This is a genomic window from Ochrobactrum sp. MYb379, from assembly GCF_037479515.1.
Lineage (GTDB): Bacteria > Pseudomonadota > Alphaproteobacteria > Rhizobiales > Rhizobiaceae > Brucella.
The window spans coordinates 430,255-456,512 of the sequence record NZ_JBBGYW010000001.1 but is presented as its reverse complement, the minus strand read 5'-3'; the positions used below and the strand labels follow the sequence as shown (position 1 = coordinate 456,512).

Here is a 26,258-nt window from a genome sequence, read left to right as displayed (position 1 = left end):
AGGCTGCATAAAAAACCCGGCATATAGCCGGGTTTTTAGCATCTTTATCAACACGAAGATCAGTCAATGTCTTCGATAAGTTCAGCGCCACCATGAATACGGTGTGCAAGAGCGGCTTCCATGAACGGCGACACCGCACCATCCAAAACTTCTTGCGGGTTGGTGCTTTCAACGCCGGTACGCAGATCTTTGACCAGCTGGTAAGGCTGCAAAACATAAGAACGAATCTGATGTCCCCAGCCAATATCTGTCTTGCTGGCATTGGCTGCATCCGCCACAGCTTCGCGCTTTTTCAGCTCTTCTTCGTAAAGACGAGCGCGCAACATAGCCCAGGCTTTTTCACGGTTCTTATGCTGCGAACGTTCGGCCTGACACTGCACAACCACGCCACTGGCGATATGCGTAATGCGCACCGCTGAGTCCGTAGTATTAACGTGCTGACCACCAGCACCCGAAGCACGATACGTATCAATGCGAACATCGGCTTCTGTTACCTGAACATCGATATTATCATCCACGACAGGGTAAACCCAGATACTAGCAAACGATGTGTGGCGGCGCGCATTCGAATCGTAAGGCGAAATGCGCACCAGGCGATGAACGCCCGATTCCGTCTTTGCCATACCATAGGAATTATGGCCTTTAATCAGGATCGTCGCAGACTTGATGCCAGCTTCTTCGCCGTAATGCACTTCCATCACTTCGACCTTGCGCCCACTGCGCTCGGCCCAGCGTGTATACATACGCAAAAGCATTGACGCCCAATCCTGACTTTCGGTGCCGCCTGCGCCAGCATGGACTTCAAGATAGGTGTCATTCGCATCGGCTTCACCCGAAAGCAGCATGTCGATCTGGCGTCGATCAACATCCAACTTCAGCTCGCGAATGGTATTTTCCGCATCAGTGATGATCGACTTGTCACCTTCCTCTTCGCCCATGGCGATGAGTTCGATACTATCGTTCAGCGTCTGTCTCAGCGCATTGATGCCGTTTATGCTATCTTCCAATTGCTGACGCTCACGCATCAACTTCTGGGCTTCCTGTGCATCATTCCAAAGGGTCGGATCTTCAGCTCTCTGGTTCAGATAGCCCAGACGTTTGATTGCCTGATCCCAGTCAAAGATGCCTCCTCAGCAGGCTTATGGCCTGCTGGATTTCGTCAACCAGCGTCTCGATTTCCGCGCGCATGGGCAAATCGTTCCTTCAATTATTCCGCATATATGTGGAGAGAACCTAAGCCCTATCAGAGCAAGCCTCACACTTTTAAAAGGAGTGGCAAATAGCCATCCAAGCGCCGCGGACCATAGTTAGCACGCGACGCAGTGTAAAGAGGGAGAGGTCAGTAAAGTCCGCCCGAACCCGAATTGATTGCACGGGTTGCTTGTGGTGATTGTGGCTGAACGGGTGACCCCTCCCGGAACTGATCCATACCGATAACTGAATAGGTATCAGACGGCCCTGTTCCAGGCTTAAATGCTTCCATAATCAGGTTTGGATCACCCTGATTGGTGCGCATCCCTGTCTTCCGATTAATCGCAATCAGCGTCATGCCTTCCGGTACACGGAAATCAACCTTCGGAGTACCGGCCAGAGCTTGAGTCATAAAGTCTTTGAACACCGGGGCTGCCAAACCGCCGCCAGTACCACCACGACCCAGCGGCGTCGGCGTGTCATAGCCCATGAAGACACCAACAACGAGGTCTGGTGTAAAGCCTACAAACCACGCATCTTTTTCGTCGTTCGTGGTGCCGGTCTTGCCAGCAAGCGGGCGATCAAGACTCTTAAGCAACTGTGCTGTACCGCGCTGAACCACACCTTCCATCATCGACGTGATCTGGTAAGCAGTCATCGGATCAAGCACCTGATCGCGATTATCGATCAGTGTTGGTTCTTCCTGATTAGACCATTGCTGCGTATTGCAGCCCTCGCACTGACGACCGTCATGTTTGAAAACGGTTTTGCCGTAACGATCCTGAATACGATCGATCATCGAAGGTGTTATGCTCTGTCCGCCATTCGCGATGACCGAGTAAGCTGTCACCATTCGCAGAACGGTGGTTTCGCCAGCGCCCAACGACATCGACAGGACCGGGAGCATCTTGTCATAGACGCCAAAACGTTCCGCATATTCAGCGACCGTCTTCATGCCCATGTCCTGCGCAAGGCGCACGGTCATGACGTTGCGCGACTGCTCAATACCATAACGCAGTGTCGAAGGACCGGAGAACTTACCGGAGTAGTTCTTTGGTGCCCATACGCCGAGCGAACCGCCCTGATTGACTTCCAGCGGACCATCCAAAACAACGGATGCTGGTGTGTAGCCATTGTCGAGAGCCGCAGAATAAACAAAAGGTTTGAATGAGGAACCGGGCTGACGATAAGCCTGTGTTGCGCGGTTAAACTCTGATTGCCCATAGGAGAAACCGCCGACCATCGCGAGAACGCGGCCTGTATGCGGATCCATAGCAACCATTGCTCCCTGAAGTTTCGGAGGCTGTTGTAAGCGGAAACGAGATTCACCGTCTCCAGCTTTGGAAACATAAACAATATCTCCGGCCTTCAAGACACCTTCCGGCGACTTGGCGCTACCGCGCTTACCGTCGATATTCGTAACACGCATAGCCCACTTCATATCATCGGCAGCAATGAACGCCCGCGTACGCTCTTTTCCACGGAAACCGGAGCCACCGATAGCAGGCTGCAAACCAATATCTGCGCCAGCAGCAGAGACGTTGAGAACAACAGCCAACTGCCATTCAGGTACGTCTTCAAATGACTGCATGTCGCCAAATGCTGCCGCCCAGTCACTGCCAAGCTCTGCATGTTTCAAAGGACCGCGCCAGCCACGAGCTTCATCGTAGCGCAAAAGAGCAGTTTGCAGCGACTTACGTGCTTCGGTCTGCATCGTCGGATTGAGCGTCGTGCGAACAGACAGACCACCTTCATAAAGCGCATCAACACCGTATTTCTGGATAATCTGACGACGTACTTCTTCACTGAAATATTCAGATGCGAAGAGATAATGAGTAGCCGTCCGTGTGTTCACACCAAGCGGCTGCTTCTTGGCCTCTTCAGCTTCCTGCGTCGTAATATAGCCGTTCTCAGCCATGCGATCGATAACCCAGTTGCGGCGTTCCATCGCGCGGTCCGGGTAACGGAATGGATGATAATTGTTCGGCCCCTTTGGCAAAGCCGCCAGATAAGCTGCATCCGCAATGCTCAACTCACCAACCGACTTATCGAAATAGGTCAGCGCAGCACTGGCAATACCGTATGAACCGAGACCAAAGAAAATTTCATTGAGGTAAAGCTCAAGAATGCGGTCTTTCGAGTAAGCCTGCTCAATTCGCATCGCTAGAATTGCTTCTTTAATCTTACGATCGTAAGTCTGATTTGACGAAAGAAGGAAGTTCTTTGCAACCTGCTGCGTGATCGTCGAAGCACCAACCGGGCGACGACCAGATCCCAGATTCTTCACATTGGTAAGAACCGCACGAGCGAGACCACCAAAATCCAGACCGTGATGCTCATAGAAGGTTTTATCTTCGGCAGAAATAAAGGCTGCTTTCACACGGTTTGGCACCGCCTGAATTGGCAGATACATCCGGCGTTCGCGCGCATATTCTGCCATCAGACTACCGTCAGACGCGTGAACGCGTGTCATGACTGGTGGCTCGTATTTTGCGAGCACTTCGTAATCAGGCAATTCCTTAGTCACGCCCCCGATATAAACAGCCACTCCGCCGGCTACTATGAGCGCGAAAACTGTACCTATACCGAAGAAATATCCGATAAGCCTTACCATGAATCCGGATTCCCGCCTTCAGATCGTTCGAAAAACTAAAGAGCCACTAAAATTATGCTCATCAATCTGTGCCGTGTTGGCAATAACTGGTTTAGTGACCAGCAAATGCGTCAAAGGCAAGATCGTTTCCATGTTTTTACCGATTTAAAGTCATACAAACACGTACCGACCATAAAAATACGTAAAACTGTTGCATGCATGCATCTTATAAGCTGGGAGAAATATCAACCCCCACTAAACATTACATTATTTTAACCCCGGGACAAAGCCCCAGGGTGTTTTTGCATTTCAAAAGCCTTTATCGCCGTTGCAATGCGATCAGCGAGTTTACGGCGCCATTGCGGATTACTGATGAGCTTCTCATCTTCCGCGTTGGAAAGATAACCAATTTCAATCAACACCGATGGCACATCCGGTGCACGCAGCACCTGAAAACCCGCAAAACGATGCGGATTGTTGATCAGGTTAACCTCACCCTGCAAAGCGCCGATCACTTTTTCAGCAAAGCTCAGCGAAAACGTATGCGTTTCGCGACGTGTGAGATCGAGCAGAATATCAGCGACTTCAGGAAGTTCTTCAGGAGCAGCGCCACCGATGCTATCCGACTTGTTTTCACGCTCAGCCATAGCGCGCGCGACCGAGTCAGATGCCTTGTCAGAGATTGTATAAACAGTAGCGCCCCGAATATCACCCTGATTGATCGTATCTGCGTGGATGGAAATGAAAAGATCGGCTGAGTGCTGGCGCGCGAGGCGCACTCGCTCCGACAAGCGCAGGAAAGTGTCGTCATCTCGTGTCATCAAAACCTTGATGTTGCTTTCCTTAGCGAGACGATCACGCAGCTCCTGCCCGAAAGCGAGCGTCAAATCCTTTTCTTTAATACCGCTCAGGCTTTCAGCACCGCTATCAATGCCGCCATGCCCCGGATCAATCATCACGATAAAAGGGCGTGTTTCATTGTCTGTCGCAGGCGATACGGCTTTCACGCCAGTCGATCCAGTAACCTCGTGTGGTGCAGCAAGTTTCGCTTCAAATTGTTGATCTGAGGTCGCAACGATGTCTGCAACAAGACGATAACCTGAGGTCGTTTCGTTTTTGATTACCTGTACGTTTTCTACATCGAACGGCCCGCGCAATGTCAAAATGAGCCTTGAGCGGTTTTTGCCAACAGAACCATAGCGGACACGCGATACAATCCCCCTCGCCGCCAAGCTGTTTTCGTCGAAACCAAAGCGCGTTTCAGGAAGATCAAAAACCAAACGATGGGGATTGGCGAGAGTAAGCGTCGAAAACTTCGGCTCCTGATCAAACATAACGACAACGCGCATCCGCAGATCATCGCCCGCCATACGATACGTTAACGCCGACAGCGGCGCATCACTTGCAGCCTTTGCCGAACCGATGTGAAAGAACGCAGAACATAGTATCACCAGAAGCGCGAACATATTCCGCGCGTTCATTTTATTTCTGGCAATATTTTGCAGGCTCAGACAATGCATAGGTGTTCGCGATCTAAACATTAAAAATTCATCGAAAGTTGGCCGTTTAGGCCAAAGCATATGGATGCGTACATTTGATCAATCAAACCGTATCGAATTATGGTTAACAAAGGCTTTGATCCCGGCTTTTGACCGGCAGCACAGGCCATTGCCCTTTCTATAATCACCTTTCGGCAAAATTGCGATCACGGTGTCAACTGATATTCATACTTGTCATAGCGCGAACGACGCCATAAAAGCTTAAATAGGCTTTGGAATAGCTGTCAGAATCGTTTGCCGGTTTTCAATACGGATCGCGACGAAAGATAGCTAAAACAGTGGTGTATGGTATTCACTACCCCCTAGCCCGCACAGAATTCAGCGGAACACGGCATCCCCGCCGCCTCCGTTTTTTAATCGGCCGACTGCGCATGGATACGCGCTGTCGCCAGCGCTCTGAAAAGAGCAAACAGGTCGGCCCGGCTTTTTCGGGCCATATATGAGGTCGTTTCGAACGGAACAGCTATGGGTCAAGCAAGACTGACCATTGCAAGCCTGAAGACCGTGATCGCCAATTGGCCATCGCGCGCAGACACAGCAGCTTTTGTTCCGACGAACCCATTATCATCCGGCAGATGCTCCCCAGCCAGGACGACAGCCTTCAGGGTTTCGTCCGGCGCACGCGGCTTGCGTCTTAGTGCCGGTAAGAAAGACAATTATGTCCAACAAAATGCTTATCGATGCCTCCCACCCGGAGGAGACCCGCGTTATCGTAACGCGCGGGAACAAAATTGAAGAATTCGACTTTGAGTCGGAACATAAGAAGCAGCTAAAGGGAAACATCTATCTCGCACGCGTCACCCGCGTCGAACCATCCCTTCAGGCTGCATTCGTGGAATATGGCGGCAATCGCCATGGCTTCCTCGCATTCTCTGAAATCCATCCTGATTATTATCAGATCCCGGTTGCTGATCGCCTTGCTCTTCTTGAAGCTGAAGCAAAGGCTGCGCGCGCCGAAGATGAGGACGAAGACGACGAACCAAAGGCGAAGAACAATGATCGTTCGCGCCGTAATCGTCGTCGTGGACGCCGCGACGGTCAGAACGGTGGACAGCCAGCAAACGTTGCAAGAAACGGCGTGCCTGCTGCAGAACCAGTCGGTCCGGCGTTCGTAAATTATGTCGCTGGTACACCTGCCATCGCTTTGATGAAGCAGGCCGGCGACGTTGTTTCAGAAGCTATTGAAGCCAACGATAGCGATGATGACGACGATAACGAAGTCGAAAACGAAGAAGACATGGTGGAATCGGTTGGTTCCGAAGACGCTATGGAAGAGCTTCCATCGCATGTTCGCACCAATCGTCGTCAGTACAACATTCAGGAAGTGATTAAGCGCCGCCAGATCATTCTGGTTCAGGTGGTTAAGGAAGAGCGCGGCAATAAGGGCGCAGCTCTCACGACCTATTTGTCACTTGCTGGTCGTTACTCGGTATTGATGCCGAACACTGCACGCGGTGGCGGTATTTCGCGCAAAATCACCAATATTCAGGATCGCAAGCGTCTTAAGGATATCGTCAAAGAACTCGAAGTGCCGCAGGGCATGGGCGTGATCTTGCGTACCGCTGGTGCCAATCGCACAAAGCAGGAAGTCAAGCGCGACTACGAATACCTGATGCGTATGTGGGAAAATGTCCGCACACTGACACTGCAATCAACGGCTCCTTCGCTCGTTTATGAAGAAGGCAGTCTGATCAAGCGCTCGATCCGTGATCTCTACAACAAGGAAATCTCGGAAATTCTCGTTGCGGGTGAGACCGGCTATCGCGAAGCAAAAGAGTTCATGCGTATGCTGATGCCAACGCACGCGAAGGTTGTTCAGCCGTACCGCGAACAGGTTCCGGTTTTCACGCGTTATGGTCTGGAAGCACAGCTTGATCGCATGCTCGTGCCACAGGTTACGCTGAAATCTGGCGGTTATCTGATTATCAATCAGACCGAAGCTCTGGTTGCAATCGATGTCAACTCCGGTCGCTCGACCCGTGAGCATTCGATTGAAGACACTGCACTCCAGACCAATCTGGAAGCGGCCGAAGAAGTTGCGCGTCAGCTTCGTCTACGCGATCTTGCCGGTCTGATTGTCGTCGACTTCATCGACATGGAAGAAAAGCGCAACAACCGCGCTGTCGAAAAGAAGATGAAGGATTGTCTGAAAGACGATCGCGCCCGTATTCAGGTTGGACGCATTTCGCATTTCGGCCTTCTCGAAATGTCGCGTCAGCGTATCCGTGCGTCAGTACTCGAAAGCACGATGCAGGTGTGCCAGCATTGCGGCGGAACCGGTCATGTTCGCTCCGACTCGTCCATGGCGCTGCATATCATTCGTGGCATTGAAGATTATCTCCTACGCCATTCAGGCTATGACATCACTGTTCGCACGCCGGTTGCTTCAGCGCTTTACGTACTGAACAATAAGCGCGAACTGCTGGCAGAGCTTGAAGGTCGTTTCGGCGCTTCAATCAGCATTGATGCCGACGATAGCGTGGGTCATCAGCATTTTGTCATCGATAAGGGTGCGCCATCGACGCGTCCGATCACCATTCATCCTGCTGCGCCAATCGTTTATGAAGACGATCTGAACGATCCGGAAATCCCGCTGGATGAGGATGAAGCTGAAGAAGAAATCACAGCTGAGTCACCTGCTCGCGAAGAAAGCAGCGAAGAAGGTGATCGCAAGCGCCGTAAGCGCCGCCGTCGTCGTGGTGGTCGCGATCGTGAAGGTGGCGAGCAGTCTGCACAGACGGATTCGGGTTCGGAAGCATCTGACGAAGATGATGATGAAGATACATCCGCACAGAGCAATGGCTCGCTGAGCGAAGAAGATCGTCGCAAAAAGCGTCGTCGTGGTCGCCGCGGAGGTCGCAAAAACCGTCGTGAGGACGACTTTCACGCTAAGAAAGTTCCTGATCCTGAGTTTGTTGGCTATACGCCTGTCATTCCTGCGCGTGTTGAAGAAAAGGCCGCTGAAGTCGTTGTCAGCGAAGTTGTGGCGGTCGAAGCCGTAACGGTTGAAGCGCCAGTCGCAGTTGAACCAACTGTTGTTGTCGAAGCAGACGACAAGGCCGCGAAGCCAGCACGTAAACCGCGTGGTCGTCGCACTGCGAAGACCGAAGAAGTTGCTTCTGATGATGTGGTCGCAAGCGAGACCGCAGAAGAGCAAGCCAAGCCTGCTCGTAAGCCACGTGGCCGTAAGAAGCTTACGGATGAAGAAGCGCCGGCAGAAGTGGCTGCTAGCGCTGAAAATGCGGAAGCCGATAAGCCGAAGCGCCGTGCACCTCGCAAGGCCGCAGTTAAGGCCGAAGTGGAAGAAACTGTTGCGGAAGTTGCAGCTAAACCAGTTGCTGAGCCACAAAAAGCAGCCGAGCCGCAGAAAGTTGCAGAGGCCGTGGTTACGTCAAGTGACACGGAAGATAAGAAGCCGAAGCGCGGCGGCTGGTGGCAGAAAAAGGGCTTTTTCTAAGCCCTGCCAAACTTTGATGTAAAATATGAGAAAACCGGCGGAAACGCCGGTTTTCTTTTTAGTTTAAAGCGTAACTCGAAAAGTGCGAAACGCTCTTTTGTTTTATGTTGAGGCCTTTTGCTGTGGCAGCCAAGCTTCAAGACGACGGACCACTTCCTCTATTTCCTCGATGCTGCCCGCATAGGAAAAGCGCATTGTCCGGTGACCGTCGATTGGATCGAAATCGCGCCCTGGTGTGGCTGCAATATTGGTTTCAGCAATCATGCGCTGCGCAAATTCCATGCTGTCATTGGTGAAGCGCGAAACATCGCAATAGGCGTAGAATGCGCCATCCATTGGTGCTGCAAGGTTCAACCCCATGACTGGCAAATGATCGAGTAGAATTCTACGGTTCTGACGGTAGCGATCTTTCACGCGCTCCAGTTCCGCAGTCGCATTGAATGCTTCAATTGCTGCGCGCTGTGACAGTTCGGGGGCTGAAATATAAAGGCTTTGACCGAGGCACTCGATTGCCCGCACATCAGCTTCCGGCAAAACCATCCAGCCAATGCGCCAGCCGGTCATGCAATAATATTTCGAGAATGAATTGATGATGGTCACATCATCAGAAATCTGCAATGCCGTCACATCTTCCGCTTCATAGGAAAGACGGTGATAAATCTCGTCCGAAATAACGCGAATGCCCAGTTCATGCGCTGTTTCAATGATTGCCTTGAGTTCTGGCTTGTCGATCACGGCGCCCGTTGGGTTTGCCGGGCTTGCAAAAAGCACACCTTTGAGTGGCCTTTCAGCATGCGCAGCAGCCAATGCTTGAGCAGTAAGCGCGCCTGATGCGCCGCCTTCATTGGCGATTTCCACCACTTCAAGGCCAAGCGCTGTCAGAATGTTGCGATAGGCCGGATAGCCCGGACGCGTAATTGCAACACGGTCGCCCGGATCGAAATAGACCAGAAATGCCAGATTAAAGGCAGCCGAAGAGCCCGTGGTAATCGCTATACGTTGCGGCGAAACAGATACGCCATAGCTCTGCGCATAATGTGCAGCAATCGCCTCACGCAGTTCGATGAGACCAAGTGCATCGGTATAGCCGATGCTACCATCTTTCAGGGCGCGTTCCGCAGCCAGCCGGACAATTTGCGGTGCAGGGTCTGCCGGCTGGCCCACTGCCATCGAAATAATCGGATGGCCCGCCGCACGACGACGATTGGCCTCAGCCAGAACATCCATGGCGTGAAACGGTTCGACCGCGCTTCGGTTTGAAAGAGTATTCAACTTAGTCTCCAAAATGCTGGAAATACAATGTACGTCCCTCGCCCTATAATCGCCGGATTGGTAAAGCAACAGCGGCTTTGGTAAAAACAGCAATGAAGATTGAGATAAAGCCCTTAAAGTAGATTTGACCTTTAAGATTCGCATCATTTTCTTTTAAGCAGGATGAGAGGCATAATGGGGAGCATGTCTGCAATTTTTCCGGCGGAAGCATTTTCTTTCCGCCGCCTGATGCGCCGTTCCGTGGCCGCATTTGCTGCTCTTGCTATTGGCGTTACTGGCGTATTGCCTGCACAGGCTCAGTCACGTGGCGGCGGCGTTCCGATTGTGCGCGACGCGGAAATTGAAGCGCTCGTCGCCGATTATGCTGGTCCAATCCTTAAAGCAGCGAACCTTGGTGGACGCGGTGTTCGCGTCATTCTCGTCAATTCGCAAAGCTTCAACGCCTTTGTTGATGGACGCCGTATTTTTATCAATACCGGCGCGATCATGCAGTCTGAAACACCGAATGAAATCATCGGCGTGATTGCGCATGAAACTGGCCATATCGCGGGCGGCCATCAGGACCGTTTACGCGAGCAATTGAGCCGTGCGCGCACCATGGCCGTTATCGGCATGTTGCTTGGCGTTGGCGTCGGTGTTGCGGGTGCTGCGTCAGGCAGCAGCGGCGCTGCGGGTGCTGGCGGTGGTATTGCCATGGGCAGCAATGAAATGGCAATGCGCAGCTTGTTAAGCTATCAGCGCACCGAAGAAATTACTGCCGACCGTCTTGCGGTGAATTATCTCAACGCAACCGGCCAATCCACCAAAGGAATGCTCGATACATTTCAGCGGTTTGCTTCCGCGCTTTCGCTTTCCGGTACGCAGATCGATCAGTATCGTATCAGCCATCCCTTGCCGCGCGAACGCATAGCCAATCTGGAAGAACTCGCAAAAAAGAGTCCGAATTATAACAAAACGGACTCAGCCGCTCTCCAACTCAGACATGATATGGCGCGTGCTAAAATCGCTGCCTATTCCAACAATATGGGCGCATTGCAACGCATGTTCAAAGCCAATCCCGGTGGCTTGCCAGCGCGCTATGGCAGTGCAATCACGACGTACCTGAACGGCTCGGCGCGTTCTGCAATTCCAAAGTTCGAAGCGTTAATTAAAGAACAGCCAAAGAACCCGTATTTCCATGAAATGATGGGCGAAGTGCTGATTAAAGCCAATGACGCGCAAGGCGCTGCAAAGGCCTTTCAGCGCGCCGTTGCATTGGATACGCGCAAGTCACCATTACTGCGGATGAGCTATGGTCGCGCTTTGATGCTGACTGGCACCAAAGCTAATATGCCTAATGCAATCAAGGAGCTAAAAGCAGGGATTGCAGCCGACCCCGAATTTCCCGGAGGATATGGCTATCTCGCACAGGCTTATGGCCAGTCTGGCGACATGGCGCGCGCTGATCTTGCAACGGCGGACATGAACTACTATTCCGGCAACCTACAGCAGGCTCAGATTTTTGCCATTCGCGCTCAAAAGCAGATGAAACGGGGAACGCCCGACTGGCTGCGCGCGCAAGACATCATCAACGCCAAAGCGAAGAAAAAATAATCCCTGGACATTCCAATTGAGAATGTTTGAGCGGTTTTTCAGAACGTAAGAAAGTGATCGATATGAAGAATGTGATTTTAGGTGGATTAGCGGGCGGCGTCATTGGTGCTGGAGCGCTCGCACTCGGCTATTATGCAGGGACAGAGCACCAGCCAGCACCCGTTGCTCCGATTGAGGCGGCTGCGGCTCCCGCGCTGAACCAACAAGCTATTGAGAGCATCGTTCGTAATTATCTGCTGCAGAACCCGGAAATTATGGTCGAAGTGCAGACTGCGCTTGAAACCAAGCAGGCGGATGCGGCTCAGGAACAGGTGAAGCAGGTTTTGGCTTCCAGTCAGGATCAACTTTTCAACCCTGCACATGACGCAGTTTTCGGTAATCCAGAAGGCGACGTCACAGTTTATGAGTTTTTCGATTATAATTGCGGCTATTGCAAACGCGCCCTGCCCGATATGGAAGCTATCCTCAAAAACGATAAGAATGTTCGTTTCGTTATGAAGGAATTCCCGATCCTTGGCCCGGATTCCATGCGTGCACATGTGGTGGCACAGGCGTTCAAAGCTTTGATGCCAGAAAAATATGTCGAGTATCATGAAGTTCTCTTGAGCGCACAGGAGCGCGCAACCGAGGCTTCGGCAATTGCAGACGCGGTCAAGCTTGGTGCGGATGAAGCCCAGCTGCGCGAGAAGATGAAAGATCCCGCAATCACCAAGGCTTTTCAGGAAACCTATCAGCTCGCTCAAAAGCTTAACATCACTGGAACGCCGTCTTACATCATCGGAAATGATCTGGTTCCGGGTGCAATTGGTGCCGAAGGCTTGATCGAAAGAATCGCTGCTGCACGTACAGCAGACAAAGGCTGAACGGATTGAGAGCGCGCTCTGGTGATTTTCCATCAGAGCGTACTCAATTCATCAAAACAAATAAGTGACTATTTTTGCCACAAATTGCGTTCATTCCACAAAGAATAGCGGGAAAAACGCTGTGGTATAACATTAGCATTAATTTAGAGGGTTTCAGCTTGCGTCCAACCTCTCTATATGGAATGCGAAGTGTAATCGAAATTTCGTCATAGGCCCGTAATCCATAACGGATGAACATGGTAAAAACGGTTTTTGTTCTAAACGGCCCCAATCTCAATCTTCTTGGGAAGCGCGAGCCGGGCATCTACGGTGTGGCAACGCTCGATGATATCGAAGCGAGCTGCAAACGCGAGTCTGAACAACTGGGCCTTACTGTCGATTTTCGTCAGACGAATTACGAAGGCGATCTGGTGAGTTGGATTCAGGAAGCGGGCGATAAAAACGCTTATGTCCTGATCAATCCTGCTGCTTACAGTCATACTTCGGTTGCTATTCACGATGCCATCCGCTCGGCCAAGGTCACGGTCGTGGAAGTGCATCTGTCGAATATTCATGCGCGTGAAGCTTTCAGGCATCACTCCTATGTCTCCGCAGTCGCCAAAGGCGTTATCTGCGGCTTTGGCGCGGAAGGATACCTGCTCGGCCTGCGCGCACTCGCGGCAATTGCCAAAGAAGAAGAAAACAACGGGCAAGCGTAAAGGGGCCTTATATGTCCAGCAAAACTTCCGTCATCGATAAAGAAACAATTCGCGATCTTGCGAACATTCTCAATGAAACCGACCTGACCGACATCGAAGTCGAACATGGTGAACTCCGCATTCGCGTTTCGCGCAATGTAACGGTTCAGGCTGCGGCCACCGTCATGCAGGCGGCACCTGTTGCAGTTGCAGCACCTGTTGCGACTGTAGCAGCAGAGCCAACCAAGGCAGAACTCAGCAAAAATGCTGTTCCTTCGCCAATGGTCGGCACAGTGTATTTGGCCCCAGCACCCGGCGCACGCAACTTCATCGAAGTTGGCACGCAGGTAAAAGAAGGCCAAACTCTTCTGATCATCGAAGCCATGAAGACCATGAACCAGATTTCGGCACCACGCGCCGGTACGGTCAAGGCTATTCTGGTTGAAGATGCAGCGCCTGTAGAATTTGGCGAAGCGCTTGTCGTCATCGAATAAGATGACCATCTGGTCATTAGAGCGTGTCGCACCTGAAGCTTTCCACAACGCTCGCTCTATCTCTTTGTTTTTAAGCATGTCTTTATCCCAAAACCGGTTCCCACTTTTGGGAGACATGCTTTAGAATTTCGGCTTATTCAATGAACAGGCAGACAAGCGCAATGTTTCAAAAGATACTCATAGCCAATCGTGGCGAAATCGCTCTTCGTGTGCTCCGGGCTTGTAAAGAGCTCGGCATCAAGACGGTTGCAGTACACTCGACGGCAGATGCCGATGCGATGCATGTTCGCCTTGCGGACGAAAGCGTTTGCATTGGACCGCCTCCTTCACGCGACAGCTATCTGAATATTCATCAAATCGTTGCCGCTTGTGAAATCACCGGCGCGGATGCAATTCATCCGGGCTACGGCTTTCTTTCGGAAAATGCCAAATTTGCTGAAATTCTTGAAGCACACGGCATTACCTTCATCGGACCAACCTCCGCACATATCCGCACCATGGGCGACAAGATCGAAGCCAAGCGCACCGCAAAGCGCCTTGGCATTCCAGTCGTTCCAGGTTCAGACGGCGGCGTGACCGACGAAGGCGAAGCCAAGCGCATCGCAAAAGAAATCGGCTATCCGGTTATCATCAAGGCATCCGCCGGTGGTGGTGGTCGCGGCATGAAGGTTGCCAAGACCGAAGACGATCTGGCCGTAGCGCTCGCAACAGCGCGTACTGAAGCTGGTGCAGCCTTTGGTGATGATGCCGTTTACATCGAGAAGTATCTCGAAAAGCCACGTCACATTGAAGTTCAGGTCATGGGCGACGGTGCAGGCAATGCAATCCATCTGGGCGAACGTGACTGCTCGTTGCAGCGTCGTCACCAGAAGGTCTGGGAAGAAGCCAATTCGCCAGCGCTGAACGCAGAAGCACGCCACAAAATCGGTATGATCTGTGCCAATGCTGTTGCCGATATGGGCTATCGCGGTGCAGGCACGATCGAGTTTCTCTATGAAAACGGCGAGTTCTATTTCATCGAAATGAACACCCGTCTCCAGGTGGAGCATCCGGTCACCGAAGCTATCACCGGCATCGATCTTGTTCACGAGCAAATTCGTGTCGCAGCTGGTCTCGGTCTTTCGGTCAAACAGGATGACGTGCGTTTCTCTGGCCATGCCATTGAGTGCCGCATCAATGCTGAAGACCCGCGCAATTTCACGCCTTCACCGGGCCTGATCACCCATTACCACACACCAGGTGGCCTTGGCATTCGCGTGGATTCGGGCGTCTATTCCGGCTACCGCATTCCGCCTTACTATGACAGCCTTATCGGCAAGCTCATTGTTCATGGCCGCAACCGTGTTGAATGCATGATGCGTCTGCGTCGTGCGCTTGATGAATTTGTGGTTGATGGCGTCAAGACAACCCTGCCCCTGTTTCAGGACCTGATTTCCAATCAGGACATTGCAAATGGCGATTATGACATTCATTGGCTTGAAAAATATCTGGCCAAGCAGTCAGAAACCCCAAATGCATAAGAATATGGGTGCATAAATAAAGTGACCGCAGGAGCTTCCCCGGACGACTATACAATCGACCCGGAATTGCTCCTGCGTGCCTATGCCACCGGGGTTTTCCCAATGGCAGAAGAAGCAGACGATCCCGAGATTTTCTGGGTTCGACCTGATAAGCGCGGTATCATCCCGCTTGATGGCTTTCATGTTCCCAAAAGCCTGCAAAAAACCATCCGACAAGCCGTTTTTGAAATTAAGCTCGACAGTGATTTCGAGGGCGTTATCGACGGCTGCGCTAATGGCTCTGGGGAGCGTGCAAGGACATGGATCAACGCGCCAATTCGCGAGGCCTATGCTAAGCTTTTTGAAGTTGGTCACTGCCATACTGTTGAAGCATGGCATGAAGGTCAGCTCGTCGGCGGCCTTTATGGTGTGACACTCGGACGTGCATTCTTCGGTGAAAGCATGTTTACACGCAAGCGCGATGCATCAAAGGTCTGTCTTACATATCTGGTCGAGCATCTGAAGAAACAGGAATTTGTGCTGCTGGATACGCAATTTACGACAGCGCATCTGGAGCGTTTTGGCGCAATTGAAGTTAAGCGCAAAAAATATGAAGTTCTTCTTGATGAAGCGCTTCAGGGCAACGCGATATTCTGAAAGCTTGATTAGTTACGCTGGCTCGGCGGCGGAACATCAGATGCCTGCTTACAATTTTTAAGCCACACATCATAAATCGGGTGTTCGACGGCGTTCAAACCTGGACTATCCGCAAACATCCAGCCCGTAAAAATACGACGTATTTTACGATCAAGCGTGATTTCATCGACTTCGACAAAAGCATCTGTGCGCGGCGCTTCATTTTCTGTGCGCGAATAACAGACTTTCGGCGTCACCTGAAGCGCACCAAACTGCACGGTCTCATTAATATAGACATCGAATGACGTGATACGACCCGTGATCTTATCCAAACCAGAAAACTCTGCAACGGGATTTGAAATACGTTCTGCAAAGGCTGCGTTAAAGCTGAATGTACCGGCAAGAACTGTAAGAAAAGCCACTTTCGCTGCCTTCTTGATCCAGTTCTTTTCACGAATAGCAGTGCCGGGAGAGTACTTCGTCAAAACGGATATCCGTATCAATCTGGTTAATTATAGCGCCTTAGTAATTCCTAGGGATCAAATGTGACGATTCGTTGCCCAGTCGCAAGCAACAATGCCGTATCGTCGCACTCCAGAGGCAAATATCCTCACCCTTTTAAGAAAACCGCGCGCAACAAAAAACGGCATGAATGTTCATGCCGTTTTTTCTGCTTAATTAGTTGCCCGGTGTCCAGGCATCATATTCGCCCGTAACGCGTGGGCGTTCGCCCGGCGTAGTTCCAGGAATAGCAATCGAACCCTTTGGACGATAAGCCAGCGGTGAGCCGGTCAGGTTCTGCAAATGTGGCTTCTGCCAGTCACGCGGCTTGTAATCTTCTTTGGTCGGTGGTGTATCAACGCGGTGATGCATCCAGCCATGCCAGCCCGGAGGGATAGCACTTGCTTCTGCATAGCCATTGAAAATGACCCAACGACGAGTACGACCTTCAGAGTCTTTACCACCCTGATAGTAGATATTACCAAACTCATCTTCGCCAACCCGTTCGCCCTTGCGCCAGGTATGAAGGCGGGTGCCAAGCGTCTGGCTATTCCACCATGTGAAGACTTGCGTAATAAATGTTTTCATGACCTATCCAGATCCGTTATTGCCACAGGCAGAATAACTGCCGGGTTTTGAACGCTTATGGCCCCATCAAAGGCACAAGGCAAGGGGCAAGTTGCCGCTGTCACAAGAGTATGATGCAACAGCAAAGAGTTGCTACATGCTCCAGCCTTCGAGAGACTTTTCCATAATCAGCACAGGTTCTTTGCAATTGGGATCGCCCCAATCTTCGTTGCGGCCAACCTGCGCATAACCTTTACGCTCGTAAAAGCGAATAGACTTTGCATTGCGCTCGATAACTTCAAGCCGCATGGTGCTCACACCCGGAAAAGCCATTTCAATTTCAGCAAGCAACATCGTACCGATGCCCTGAACCTGCGCCTCAGGCCGAACGTAAAGCTGATGCAGCGACGCTTTGCCTTCTCCGGTCTGGCTTGCAAAAGCCATACCGTCGATACCGCCCTCGCCGTTGTCTGCAACGATGAATTCAGAATATGGCTTCTTGAGATTAGCTTTAAGAGCTGCAACCGAGTGCCATTTGCCAGTTACGGCATTCACCGTCTCCTGACCAAGAATATCATCAAAGGTCGCATGCCAGGTTAAAACCAGCAGCTCGTGCACGGCTTTCAGATCGGCTTCACTGGCGCTGCGAACCCACATTATTCTTCAATCCCAAGCTTGAATTTAACCAGATCATTAACAGCCTGCGGGTTGGCCTTGCCACCCGTTGCCTTCATGACCTGACCAACAAACCAACCAGCCATGCTTGGCTTTTCCTTGGCCTGCTGGGCCTTTTCGGGGTTGGCTGCTATGATGTCGTCAACAGCTTTTTCAATCGCTCCGGTATCGGTAACCTGCTTCATGCCGCGTTCTTCAACGAGGCTTTTCGGGTCACCGCCTTCGTTCCAGACAATCTCGAACAGTTCCTTGGCGATTTTGCCGGAAATTGTCCCGTCTTTGATCAAATCAATAATCGCACCGAGCTGCGCAGGCGAAACAGGCGATTCTTCAATGTCCTTGCCTGCTTTGTTCAGCGCGCCAAGAAGATCGTTGATGACCCAGTTTGCAGCTAGCTTGCCGTCACGACCATCACAAACGACTTCGTAATAGTCGGCAATCGCCTTTTCACTCACCAGAATCGACGCATCGTAAACCGAGATGCCGAGCTTTTCGACAAAACGGTCTTTCTTGACGTCTGGCAGTTCCGGCAGATCAGCAGCAAGTGCATCAACGAATGCCTGATCGAATTCAAGCGGCAGCAGATCAGGATCCGGGAAATAACGATAATCGTGCGCTTCTTCCTTAGAGCGCATCGAACGGGTTTCACCCTTCACCGGATCAAATAGACGTGTTTCCTGATCGATAGAGCCACCATCTTCCAGAATAGCAATCTGGCGACGTGCTTCATATTCAATCGACTGACCAACGAAACGGATCGAGTTGACGTTCTTGATTTCGCAACGCGTGCCAAATTCACCACCCGGACGACGAACCGAAACGTTCACGTCAGCGCGCATCGAGCCTTCGTCCATGTTGCCGTCACACGTACCGAGATAGCGGACGATCGTGCGCAACTTGGTCAGATAAGCACGCGCTTCGTCAGACGAACGCAGGTCTGGCTTGGAGACGATTTCCATCAGTGCTACGCCAGAACGATTCAAATCGACATAGGACATGGTCGGATGCTGATCATGGATCGACTTGCCCGCATCCTGTTCCAGATGGAGACGTTCAATACCAATCTCAACGTCTTCGAACTGACCCTTATTGTCGGGGCCGACCGAGATCATGATCTTGCCTTCGCCAATAATCGGCTGCTTGAACTGCGAAATCTGATAGCCCTGCGGCAAATCAGGATAGAAGTAGTTCTTACGGTCGAAAACCGACTTCAGATTGACCTGCGCGTTAAGGCCAATGCCGGTACGAACTGCCTGTTTGACGCATTCAATATTGATAACCGGCAACATGCCCGGCATAGCCGCATCGACCAACGACACATTAGCATTCGGCTCTGCACCGAACGATGTGGAAGCACCGGAGAAGAGCTTCGATTCGGATGTGACCTGTGCGTGGACTTCCATGCCAATGACGACTTCCCAGTCGCCAGTGGCGCCAGAGATAAAGCGTTTCGGTTCTGGTGTGCGCGTATCAATAAGGGTCATGCTGGCTCGCAAATATTCGGATTGAGCTAAAAACTGATTGATTACTGGCTAGAGCAAACCCCCATAGGATGCAAGCTTTTCGGCCAGTCAATCAGCCGTGGTCAAACAGAAAAGGCCGCGCAATGCGCGGCCAATTCCATATTCATATCAAAGAGAGAATTAAGCCTCGTCGGACTTTTCTTCTGCCTTCTTCTTAGGAGCAGCCTTCTTCTTGGCTGCTGCCTTCTTGGCTGGCTTTGCTTCCAGACCGTCTTCGTCTTCTGCAGTCAGCTCTTCCTTCGAGACCTTCTTATCGGTCACGTTGATGTTTGCGAGCAGATGGTCAACGACCTTTTCTTCGAAGATCGGTGCACGAAGGTTAGCAACTGCATCCGGCGTCTTGCGCAGGAATTCGTAGATTTCCTTTTCCTGACCTGGATAGCGACGTACCTGATCGTAAACTGCGCGCTGCAATTCTTCTTCAGTTACTTCTACACCAGCCTTTTCGCCGATTTCGGAGAGTACCAGACCGAGACGAACGCGGCGTTCAGCAAGCTTGCGATATTCTTCGCGAGCAGCTTCTTCAGTTGTTTCTTCGTCTTCAAACGTACGACCAGCCTGCTGCAGGTCGAAGTTGATCTGCTGCCAGATGTTGTTGAATTCGGCTTCAACCAGCTTTTCAGGGGTTTCGAAAGCATAATCGCCATCGAGCGCGTCGAGAATCTGACGCTTTACCTTCTGACGGGTGATCTGGCCGTACTGGCTTTCAATCTGCTCACGAACGACCTGACGCAGACGCTCAAGCGACTCGATACCGAGCTTCTTTGCAGTTTCGTCGTCGAGAACAAGTTCTCCAGCCTTTTCAACGCCCTTAACAGTGATGTCGAAGGTCGCTTCTTTGCCAGCAAGATGAGCTGCGCCGTATTCAGCAGGGAAATTTACGTTGATAACCTTCTCATCGCCAGCCTTCAGGCCAACGAGCTGTTCTTCGAAGCCAGGAATGAACTGGTTCGAACCGAGAACGAGCTGCGCATCTGTGTCCGCGCCGCCTTCAAATGCTTCGCCGTCGAGCTTGCCGAGATAGTCGATCGTTACACGATCTTCGTTTTCAGCTTTGCCCTTCTTCGCTTCATAAGTACGGGTCGATGAAGCAATGCGCTTAACCTGTTCGTCAACTTCTTCTTCCGAAATATCGACAACTTCACGGGTTACAGCGATCTTGCTGAAATCCTTGACTTCGATCTTTGGCAGAACTTCGTAGGTCAGCGAGAAAACGAAATCGGCCTTGCCGTCCAGAACCTTTTCAGCTTCTTTTTCGTCTTCCGACATCGAAACAACTGGCTGCGTAGCCGATTTTTCGTTGCGGTCAGCAAGAATCGAACGCGACGAATCGTTGAGGATTTCGTTCACGATCTCAGCCATGAAGGACTTGCCGTAGGTCTTACGCAGGTGCGATGTTGGCACCTTACCTGGACGGAAACCGTTGATCTTAGCGCGACCACGCGAAGTTTCGAGCCGCTCAGAGAGCTTAGCTTCAAGATCTTGGGCCGGAACCACGACTTTAATCTCGCGCTTCAGTCCTTCATTAAGCGTTTCGGTAACCTGCATGTTCAAACCTTCACTTCTATCATTGTCCCGCCGTTACTGGCGTTTGTGCCTCGTTGCGGGAGAGAAATTCTTTTGCCTAGAGGCAGATGGTGCGGATAGAGGGACTCGAACCCCCACGGTCTCCCGCCAGAACCTAAATCTGGTGCGTCTACCAATTTCGCCATATCCGCTTCTGAACCGAGGTGCACTCCACCGAATGCACAGTATCGTCTCAGATATTGAACCGCCTCTCGAAAGCGCGCGTCTCTATAACATTCAAATTTCCCGGTTCAAAGGAAAAAAGCCGTTTTAACTAGATTGATTTTCAGCTCTTTCGAGCCGAAGCGCTTTCGTGCTTTCCGCCCCTATATAGCGATCTTATCGCCTTAGCCAAGCTCTTTTTATTCAAAGTCTGATTAATAGAGTGGCTCTTGGTAAAGTTGCGTACCTTTGTCGCGCAAAGCCTTGATTACAGCGGTACCTGCATCATCCACAGCAACTACCGCGGTGATTTCTAAATCACGCTGGCTATCCTCAATCACACGCCCCTCACCTTCAGGCACATAATAGCGCTCTATGCCGTAACGCATATTGAGCGTGGCATCCGGATAATCAGTAATCGCGTAGGTCGATTCTCCGCGAATCTGAACTTCATCAGAAGCAAGGTCCGTGAAGGGGACGAAAGATGCACGCGCAACATGCCAAACGCCTCCATCACCGGGCTTCAAAGATACATAAACAGTGCGCGAACCATCGACGGGCGATCCGTTGATCAACTTGCGGTCAATCGACGTGATATCATAGCCAAGGATCACATAATCTCCGCGCATCAAGTCGCGAGGATCAATAGCGCGCGTTTGAAGCACGACCTCATGGCCGGAGCGCAGCACAGAAGCACGCTCCTCGATGCTCGCGTAAAGAATGCCAGTTTGAAGTACGGCTGCAACTACAGCACCGGCATAAAGCCACTTACTCTTTAATAAGCTCATAGCTTCAACTCCCCTTGGCGCTTTCGTCCGAACCTATTTTCCATGCGACGAACGAAGGCCGCCAGAAGAAGAACCAGAACGCCGGCAATCAGGAAGAAGCCAGATGTGCCGATCATTGAGCCGACGGTTGTGAAGGCCAGATAAAGTACTTCAAATGAAAAAGCCGCATAGGCAATCGAACGTAAACTGCCATTATCCCGCCCGCATAGTGCAAGCGCGCCGACGGAGAGCGCCAGAATGGTAATGCCAAAGACCACATCTTGCGTCACGTCCTTGTCGAAGATCGTTGAAAGCATGGTGTCGAGCTGGAGAATACCCAACGCCAGCAATGCAAGCAGTAGACCGTATGATGCCAATGGGTGCGCAAAGCGCGTAAGCTTCTGCACCGCTTGATGCGCAAAGGCGTCGGCAAGCATAAGCGCAACGCCGGAGGCCAACATCAAACCGAGGATCACACGGCTTTCATTTTCTGAATAGAGAAGCGTGGCCCAGCCCAAAACGAACAGGCACAGAATATGCGCCGCATGTCGGGATTGTGTGAAGCGTGCAGCAATAGCTCCCACCAGAACCAACAAAGGCCCGATCCAGCGATAGCTCAGACTGCCATAATCATTATCGAACATATAGGTTGAAAGATAGAAACAGGCGACTGCCGCACCAAAAGCCGTAAGCACCGATGAGCGGAGCAGGAAAGCCGCTGCAAAAACACCAACTGCCCAGACAACGGCCGCAGAATGCACATCGCCCGACATATGATACATCTGCCCAACAAGCGCGATACCGGCACCGAACGATGCTGCGGCAATTACATAGAGAGCCTGGGGCAAAACAGTATCACCACGGGTCTGCCGCCATGCACCACCGACATAGCAAACCCATATTAGCGCAAAGATCAGGCCGATACGTGCCATGCGGGGCATATCCTGCCAGTTCGCAGCCACCAGCATGATGACGGCTGCTCCCAGCAAAAGCCCACCCAGCGTTGCCAGAACCGAACCAAGGCTGAACCGGGGTCCACGTTTTTCGAGGTCAGCGTTGAGCCGTGATGCAGTCTCTGCATCGATAAGGCCTTCATGCTGCCAGCGCGCCACTAGGCGCTCTACTGAAACTGAAAACGACAAAACAACTCCCGAAGAATCTATCCGTTGACGGTATCAACCCACCAAGTGGCTGAGAACATATAGGAAACTCGCCAGCCGGCAAACAATTACCTTCGGGCGCTTTATGGCAATTTCGTGCCTTACTAGAGCGCCGTGCGTCCGAATGGACGCACAAAGGACGCTCTAGCTTTTTACTCTAAGCATCGTGCTTTCCAAAAATCAAAATCGATTTTTGGGCCGATGCTTTTCTAATCGATTTAGAGCGTCGTGCGGAACCCGCAAAGCAGCTATGCAAACTTGGGTCTGCAAGTAGTGAAAACAATGCGTTATATCATGGGCAGCAAACAAGATGAATTGATAATCAGTTCCTCAACGATGAAGGAATACCACCATGAACCTTATCCGCTCTTACAGCAATTGGCGCCGTTACCGCGATACAGTCAACGAGCTTAACCAGCTTTCGACTCGCGAACTCAACGACCTTGGCATTTCCCGCGCAGACATCCCATATGTAGCGCGTCAGTCTAAGGGTCGTTAAGCCCAACCGGCTCTAAAACGAATTCAAATTTGCTGGGCCTGAATCCTCCTCCCATCAGGCCCGGTTCGTCGCAAAGCACTCCTCCTCCCAAGCTTTGCGATACTATAGGACCGGACTCTCCTCCTCCCAATTCCGGTCTGACAATAATGGCATCCATCGCACCTCCTCCCGCGATGGATGCCATTAGTTTTTCTGGCACCTGTTTACCCTCTCGCGACGCTCTTCTCCCATTGAAGGCGGCATGCAAAGGAGGTAAGGGATTTGCCATGTCAAAAGATACAAATCTCTCCCCCGTACATGTCATCGGCGGCGGCCTCGCTGGCTCAGAAGCCGCTTGGCAGCTTGCGCAAGCTGGCGTGCCTGTTGTTCTGCATGAAATGCGTCCCGTTCGCGGCACAGATGCGCACAAGACAGATCATCTTGCAGAACTGGTTTGTTCAAACTCTTTCCGCTCGGACGATGCCGAAACCAATGCTGTTGGCGTGCTTCACGCAGAAATGCGCCTCGCAGGATCGCTGATCATGGCTTGCGCCGACGCTAATCAGGTTCCGGCTGGTGGTGCTTTGGCCGTTGATCGTGACGGCTTTTCGCAGGCAGTGACCGAAAAGCTTGAAGCGCATCCGCTCATCACCATAGAGCGCGAAGAAGTCACCGGCTTGCCGCCGGAAGAATGGGGTCAGGCGATTGTTGCAACTGGTCCTCTGACCGCGCCATCATTGGCTGAATCTATTCAGGCGCAAACCGGCGCGAATGCTTTGGCGTTTTTCGATGCCATCGCGCCGATCGTGCATTTTGATTCGATCAATATGGATGTCTGCTGGTTCCAGTCGCGTTATGACAAGGTTGGTCCCGGAGGCACCGGCAAGGATTACATCAACTGCCCTATGGACAAGGAGCAGTATGAGGCTTTCGTTGCGGCCCTCATCGAAGGCGACACGACAGATTTCAAGGAATGGGAAGGCACGCCCTATTTTGATGGCTGCCTGCCAATCGAAGTCATGGCAGAACGCGGTGCTGAAACATTGCGTCACGGCCCGATGAAGCCAATGGGCCTCACCAATGAGCATAATCCGACGGTCAAAGCCTATGCGGTCGTGCAGCTTCGTCAGGACAATGCGCTTGGCACGCTCTACAACATGGTCGGTTTCCAAACGAAGCTGAAATACGGTTCCCAGACTGGCATCTTCAAGATGATCCCCGGTCTTGAGAATGCAGAATTTGCACGTCTGGGCGGTTTGCATCGCAATACCTACCTCAATTCCCCAGTGCTGCTCGACAATGTGCTGCGTCTCAAATCACGCGAGAGCGTGCGCTTTGCGGGTCAGATCACCGGTTGCGAGGGCTATGTCGAATCATCGGCCATTGGTCTGCTGGCCGGACGTTTTACCGCTGCCGAAAAGCTAGGCAAAACGCCTGTTGCACCACCGCTAACCACTGCTTTTGGCGCACTGCTCGGCCACATCACTGGCGGTCACATCGTTGCTGATGATGCAGAGCCGGGCAAGCGTTCATTCCAGCCAATGAATGTGAATTTCGGCTTGTTCCCGCCGATTGAAGTCCCAAAAACCGAAGGTAAGCGTCTTCGCGGCAAAGAAAAGACGATTGCGAAAAAGCGCGCAATGTCTGCGCGTGCACTTGCTGATTTTCAGGAATGGCTGAGCAACAACGCTTAGTTTTAAAATATTGTAAAACAAAGAGATAAGGCGGCTTTCTCAATGAGGTTACCGCCTTATTTTTTAAAAACCAGCTCTAAACATCAGCCATTGTTTGCGTATAGCCGAAAGGTCTGCAACCTGATCGGCGGCTTTGCTGCCGAGCCGCTCAATGGCATTGAGATAGGCTGGAACAAGCGCCATCGGCAGAAATGCCGGACCGAGGCTTTTCGGCAAATCTTTCTTTGCTTTATCGAAAATCGCCAGATGTTCGCGCGCAAGCGCGATCATCACACTGACAACCCGTTCATGGGCAGATTTGTCATCATTGGCCAGAAATGCTTCACGCGACACGCCAACCGCCTGCAACATATCCGCGGGCACATAAAGCTGTCCACGACGACGATGGATCGGCAGAAGACGCAAAAGACCCGTCACCGCCTGAGCAACACCGGCGTGGCCGATCGTTTCTGTGTGCGCCTGTGCTGCATCACGATCAAGAATAAGCCCTGCAAGCTGGATCAGCGCAGAGGCCGTTTCGCCGCAATAGCCTTCCAGATCATTCCGGCTTGGCATCTGATCATCATAGAGATCGAAAATACGTGCTTCGCAGTAATTATCGAAAGCCGCGCGAGGTAGATCATATTTCGTAATCGTGTCGATCAGCGCGGCTGCTAATGGATGCGCTTCCGCACTTCCGCGCGCTTCACCATTGATAAGATCGCGCCACCATTGCAGACGAACTTCTCCAGGCAATGGTTCATGAACCAGATCACGGATACGCGCGATTTCGGTGTTAAAGGCGTAGAGGGCCGCCAATGCTCCGCGCTTGTCCTCCGGCGCATACAGCACTGAAAGATAGCGATCCCGGTCAGCCTCACGCAAAAGCGCCAGGCAATGTTCTTCATTCTGGTTCATAAGTTCAGTCTACCGCAAGCAGCGCCGCTGCAACCGCACGATCTTCCGCAAGCAGGACATTATAAGTGCGCACCGCAGCGCCGGTGCTCATCGGGTCGGACGAAATACGGTGTTCGCGCAGCATAGCGCGCACATCTTCCGGGATGCGGCGCAAATCCATGCCAGTTCCAACGAGCAGAATTTCGATATCACTCGCCTGTTCCAGAATAGCACCCAGATCATTGACCGAAATAATCGGCGGCGTCTTGGGCTCCCATCCATGAATCCCGGATGGCAGGCAAAGGATTGACCCGATATGCGACATATCGGCAAAGCGGAAACCACCATTGCCATAGGCATCAATCGGTGCGCGGCCCGGAAAATGGGCTTCGCGAATTTCTATACCCTTAGCCATGCCAGAGCTTTTCCAGTTTAGGTTGAGTCATTAGAAATGC

22 protein-coding genes, 1 tRNA gene and 1 pseudogene are annotated in these 26,258 nt (G+C 51.8%); 9 read left to right on the top strand and 15 right to left on the bottom strand.

Annotated elements, in window-relative coordinates; translation table 11 throughout:
- Positions 1-59 precede the first annotated feature (59 nt).
- The 4 genes and pseudogenes from prfB to WH356_RS02280 all read right to left on the bottom strand — a co-directional run bounded on the left by prfB (position 60) and on the right by WH356_RS02280 (position 5,999).
- Positions 60-1,188, bottom strand: a protein-coding gene (prfB, locus tag WH356_RS02295) for a peptide chain release factor 2 (RefSeq protein ID WP_339508522.1) whose coding sequence is annotated in 2 segments (ribosomal slippage) — positions 60-1,118 and positions 1,120-1,188 — 1,128 coding nt in all. Because the reading frame shifts where the segments join, the coding sequence is not laid out codon by codon here.
- 151 nt (positions 1,189-1,339) lie between these two features.
- On the bottom strand, positions 1,340-3,805 hold the full coding sequence (locus WH356_RS02290; RefSeq protein ID WP_339508521.1) for a penicillin-binding protein 1A: 2,466 nt from the start codon (positions 3,803-3,805) through the stop codon (positions 1,340-1,342).
- A gap of 251 nt (positions 3,806-4,056) precedes the next feature.
- Positions 4,057-5,181 (bottom strand): annotated as a pseudogene (locus tag WH356_RS02285) (N-acetylmuramoyl-L-alanine amidase); the annotation flags it as partial.
- Positions 5,182-5,813: 632 nt separating this feature from the next.
- Complete coding sequence (locus WH356_RS02280) at positions 5,814-5,999, bottom strand: hypothetical protein (RefSeq protein WP_310010311.1); 186 nt, start codon at positions 5,997-5,999, stop codon at positions 5,814-5,816.
- Positions 6,000-6,001: 2 nt separating this feature from the next.
- On the opposite strand from WH356_RS02280, the gene WH356_RS02275 reads away from it, so the two are divergent.
- Complete coding sequence (locus WH356_RS02275; RefSeq protein WP_339508520.1) at positions 6,002-8,800, top strand: Rne/Rng family ribonuclease; 2,799 nt, start codon at positions 6,002-6,004, stop codon at positions 8,798-8,800.
- 102 nt (positions 8,801-8,902) lie between these two features.
- On the opposite strand, the gene WH356_RS02270 is transcribed toward WH356_RS02275, so the two are convergent.
- Positions 8,903-10,072, bottom strand: a complete 1,170-nt coding sequence (locus WH356_RS02270) for a pyridoxal phosphate-dependent aminotransferase (RefSeq protein ID WP_339508518.1) — start codon at positions 10,070-10,072, stop codon at positions 8,903-8,905.
- A gap of 174 nt (positions 10,073-10,246) precedes the next feature.
- Here WH356_RS02270 and WH356_RS02265 point away from each other — a divergent pair, with 174 nt between their 5' ends.
- From WH356_RS02265 to aat, 6 genes are all read left to right on the top strand, one after another.
- Positions 10,247-11,665 (top strand): M48 family metalloprotease, encoded by a 1,419-nt coding sequence (locus WH356_RS02265; protein ID WP_339508516.1) that lies wholly within the window; start codon positions 10,247-10,249, stop codon positions 11,663-11,665.
- A gap of 62 nt (positions 11,666-11,727) precedes the next feature.
- Positions 11,728-12,528: a DsbA family protein gene (locus WH356_RS02260; protein ID WP_339508921.1), complete on the top strand. Its 801-nt coding sequence runs from the start codon at positions 11,728-11,730 to the stop codon at positions 12,526-12,528.
- Between the two features lie 236 nt (positions 12,529-12,764).
- The gene (aroQ, locus tag WH356_RS02255; protein WP_339508514.1) at positions 12,765-13,226 is read left to right on the top strand and encodes a type II 3-dehydroquinate dehydratase; all 462 of its coding nucleotides are present in this window, start codon (positions 12,765-12,767) and stop codon (positions 13,224-13,226) included.
- 11 nt (positions 13,227-13,237) lie between these two features.
- Positions 13,238-13,699, top strand: coding sequence for an acetyl-CoA carboxylase biotin carboxyl carrier protein (gene accB / locus WH356_RS02250; RefSeq protein WP_339508512.1), 462 nt, complete (start codon positions 13,238-13,240; stop codon positions 13,697-13,699).
- Positions 13,700-13,860: 161 nt separating this feature from the next.
- The gene (gene accC / locus WH356_RS02245) at positions 13,861-15,219 is read left to right on the top strand and encodes an acetyl-CoA carboxylase biotin carboxylase subunit (protein ID WP_339508920.1); all 1,359 of its coding nucleotides are present in this window, start codon (positions 13,861-13,863) and stop codon (positions 15,217-15,219) included.
- A gap of 66 nt (positions 15,220-15,285) precedes the next feature.
- Positions 15,286-15,855 (top strand): leucyl/phenylalanyl-tRNA--protein transferase, encoded by a 570-nt coding sequence (aat, locus tag WH356_RS02240; protein WP_339508919.1) that lies wholly within the window; start codon positions 15,286-15,288, stop codon positions 15,853-15,855.
- An 8-nt stretch (positions 15,856-15,863) separates the two neighbouring features.
- On the opposite strand, the gene WH356_RS02235 is transcribed toward aat, so the two are convergent.
- The 8 genes from WH356_RS02235 to WH356_RS02200 all read right to left on the bottom strand — a co-directional run bounded on the left by WH356_RS02235 (position 15,864) and on the right by WH356_RS02200 (position 22,737).
- Positions 15,864-16,334: a DUF2155 domain-containing protein gene (locus WH356_RS02235; RefSeq protein ID WP_339508918.1), complete on the bottom strand. Its 471-nt coding sequence runs from the start codon at positions 16,332-16,334 to the stop codon at positions 15,864-15,866.
- Positions 16,335-16,512: 178 nt separating this feature from the next.
- Complete coding sequence (locus WH356_RS02230; protein WP_339508510.1) at positions 16,513-16,923, bottom strand: NADH:ubiquinone oxidoreductase subunit NDUFA12; 411 nt, start codon at positions 16,921-16,923, stop codon at positions 16,513-16,515.
- A gap of 132 nt (positions 16,924-17,055) precedes the next feature.
- Positions 17,056-17,559: a GNAT family N-acetyltransferase gene (locus WH356_RS02225; RefSeq protein ID WP_339508508.1), complete on the bottom strand. Its 504-nt coding sequence runs from the start codon at positions 17,557-17,559 to the stop codon at positions 17,056-17,058.
- Positions 17,559-19,061, bottom strand: coding sequence for an Asp-tRNA(Asn)/Glu-tRNA(Gln) amidotransferase subunit GatB (gene gatB, locus WH356_RS02220; protein WP_339508506.1), 1,503 nt, complete (start codon positions 19,059-19,061; stop codon positions 17,559-17,561). The genes WH356_RS02225 and gatB overlap by 1 nt, the downstream gene beginning before the upstream one ends.
- A gap of 159 nt (positions 19,062-19,220) precedes the next feature.
- Complete coding sequence (tig, locus tag WH356_RS02215) at positions 19,221-20,648, bottom strand: trigger factor (protein ID WP_339508504.1); 1,428 nt, start codon at positions 20,646-20,648, stop codon at positions 19,221-19,223.
- Positions 20,649-20,735: 87 nt separating this feature from the next.
- Positions 20,736-20,818, bottom strand: a tRNA-Leu gene (locus WH356_RS02210).
- Between the two features lie 225 nt (positions 20,819-21,043).
- Positions 21,044-21,616: a GDYXXLXY domain-containing protein gene (locus WH356_RS02205; protein ID WP_339508502.1), complete on the bottom strand. Its 573-nt coding sequence runs from the start codon at positions 21,614-21,616 to the stop codon at positions 21,044-21,046.
- Positions 21,613-22,737: a DUF2157 domain-containing protein gene (locus tag WH356_RS02200; RefSeq protein ID WP_339508500.1), complete on the bottom strand. Its 1,125-nt coding sequence runs from the start codon at positions 22,735-22,737 to the stop codon at positions 21,613-21,615. The genes WH356_RS02205 and WH356_RS02200 overlap by 4 nt, the downstream gene beginning before the upstream one ends.
- 370 nt (positions 22,738-23,107) lie before the next feature.
- Here WH356_RS02200 and WH356_RS02195 point away from each other — a divergent pair, with 370 nt between their 5' ends.
- Positions 23,108-23,254 (top strand): DUF1127 domain-containing protein, encoded by a 147-nt coding sequence (locus tag WH356_RS02195; protein WP_250039747.1) that lies wholly within the window; start codon positions 23,108-23,110, stop codon positions 23,252-23,254.
- Between the two features lie 266 nt (positions 23,255-23,520).
- Positions 23,521-24,927 carry a methylenetetrahydrofolate--tRNA-(uracil(54)-C(5))-methyltransferase (FADH(2)-oxidizing) TrmFO gene (trmFO, locus tag WH356_RS02190; protein ID WP_339508497.1) on the top strand — a complete coding sequence of 469 codons (1,407 nt, stop codon included), beginning with the start codon at positions 23,521-23,523 and terminating at the stop codon, positions 24,925-24,927.
- Between the two features lie 63 nt (positions 24,928-24,990).
- Here trmFO and WH356_RS02185 read toward each other — a convergent pair whose 3' ends face one another.
- Together WH356_RS02185 and WH356_RS02180 are read right to left on the bottom strand one after the other, a co-directional pair.
- On the bottom strand, positions 24,991-25,824 hold the full coding sequence (locus WH356_RS02185) for a phytoene/squalene synthase family protein (protein ID WP_339508495.1): 834 nt from the start codon (positions 25,822-25,824) through the stop codon (positions 24,991-24,993).
- Positions 25,825-25,828: 4 nt separating this feature from the next.
- The gene (locus tag WH356_RS02180; protein ID WP_339508493.1) at positions 25,829-26,218 is read right to left on the bottom strand and encodes an Mth938-like domain-containing protein; all 390 of its coding nucleotides are present in this window, start codon (positions 26,216-26,218) and stop codon (positions 25,829-25,831) included.
- Positions 26,219-26,258 lie beyond the last annotated feature (40 nt).

Bases quoted from the DNA above. Each gene is read 5' to 3' on its own strand.
- WH356_RS02290 (WP_339508521.1), bottom strand. From the start codon at position 3,805: ATGGTAAGGCTTATCGGATATTTCTTCGGTATAGGTACAGTTTTCGCG.
- WH356_RS02275 (WP_339508520.1), top strand. From the start codon at position 6,002: ATGTCCAACAAAATGCTTATCGATGCCTCCCACCCGGAGGAGACCCGC.
- WH356_RS02265 (WP_339508516.1), top strand. From the start codon at position 10,247: ATGGGGAGCATGTCTGCAATTTTTCCGGCGGAAGCATTTTCTTTCCGC.
- WH356_RS02260 (WP_339508921.1), top strand. From the start codon at position 11,728: ATGAAGAATGTGATTTTAGGTGGATTAGCGGGCGGCGTCATTGGTGCT.
- aroQ (WP_339508514.1), top strand. From the start codon at position 12,765: ATGGTAAAAACGGTTTTTGTTCTAAACGGCCCCAATCTCAATCTTCTT.
- accB (WP_339508512.1), top strand. From the start codon at position 13,238: ATGTCCAGCAAAACTTCCGTCATCGATAAAGAAACAATTCGCGATCTT.
- accC (WP_339508920.1), top strand. From the start codon at position 13,861: ATGTTTCAAAAGATACTCATAGCCAATCGTGGCGAAATCGCTCTTCGT.
- WH356_RS02230 (WP_339508510.1), bottom strand. From the start codon at position 16,923: ATGAAAACATTTATTACGCAAGTCTTCACATGGTGGAATAGCCAGACG.
- WH356_RS02225 (WP_339508508.1), bottom strand. From the start codon at position 17,559: ATGTGGGTTCGCAGCGCCAGTGAAGCCGATCTGAAAGCCGTGCACGAG.
- gatB (WP_339508506.1), bottom strand. From the start codon at position 19,061: ATGACCCTTATTGATACGCGCACACCAGAACCGAAACGCTTTATCTCT.
- tig (WP_339508504.1), bottom strand. From the start codon at position 20,648: ATGCAGGTTACCGAAACGCTTAATGAAGGACTGAAGCGCGAGATTAAA.
- WH356_RS02205 (WP_339508502.1), bottom strand. From the start codon at position 21,616: ATGAGCTTATTAAAGAGTAAGTGGCTTTATGCCGGTGCTGTAGTTGCA.
- WH356_RS02195 (WP_250039747.1), top strand. From the start codon at position 23,108: ATGAACCTTATCCGCTCTTACAGCAATTGGCGCCGTTACCGCGATACA.
- trmFO (WP_339508497.1), top strand. From the start codon at position 23,521: ATGTCAAAAGATACAAATCTCTCCCCCGTACATGTCATCGGCGGCGGC.
- WH356_RS02185 (WP_339508495.1), bottom strand. From the start codon at position 25,824: ATGAACCAGAATGAAGAACATTGCCTGGCGCTTTTGCGTGAGGCTGAC.
- WH356_RS02180 (WP_339508493.1), bottom strand. From the start codon at position 26,218: ATGGCTAAGGGTATAGAAATTCGCGAAGCCCATTTTCCGGGCCGCGCA.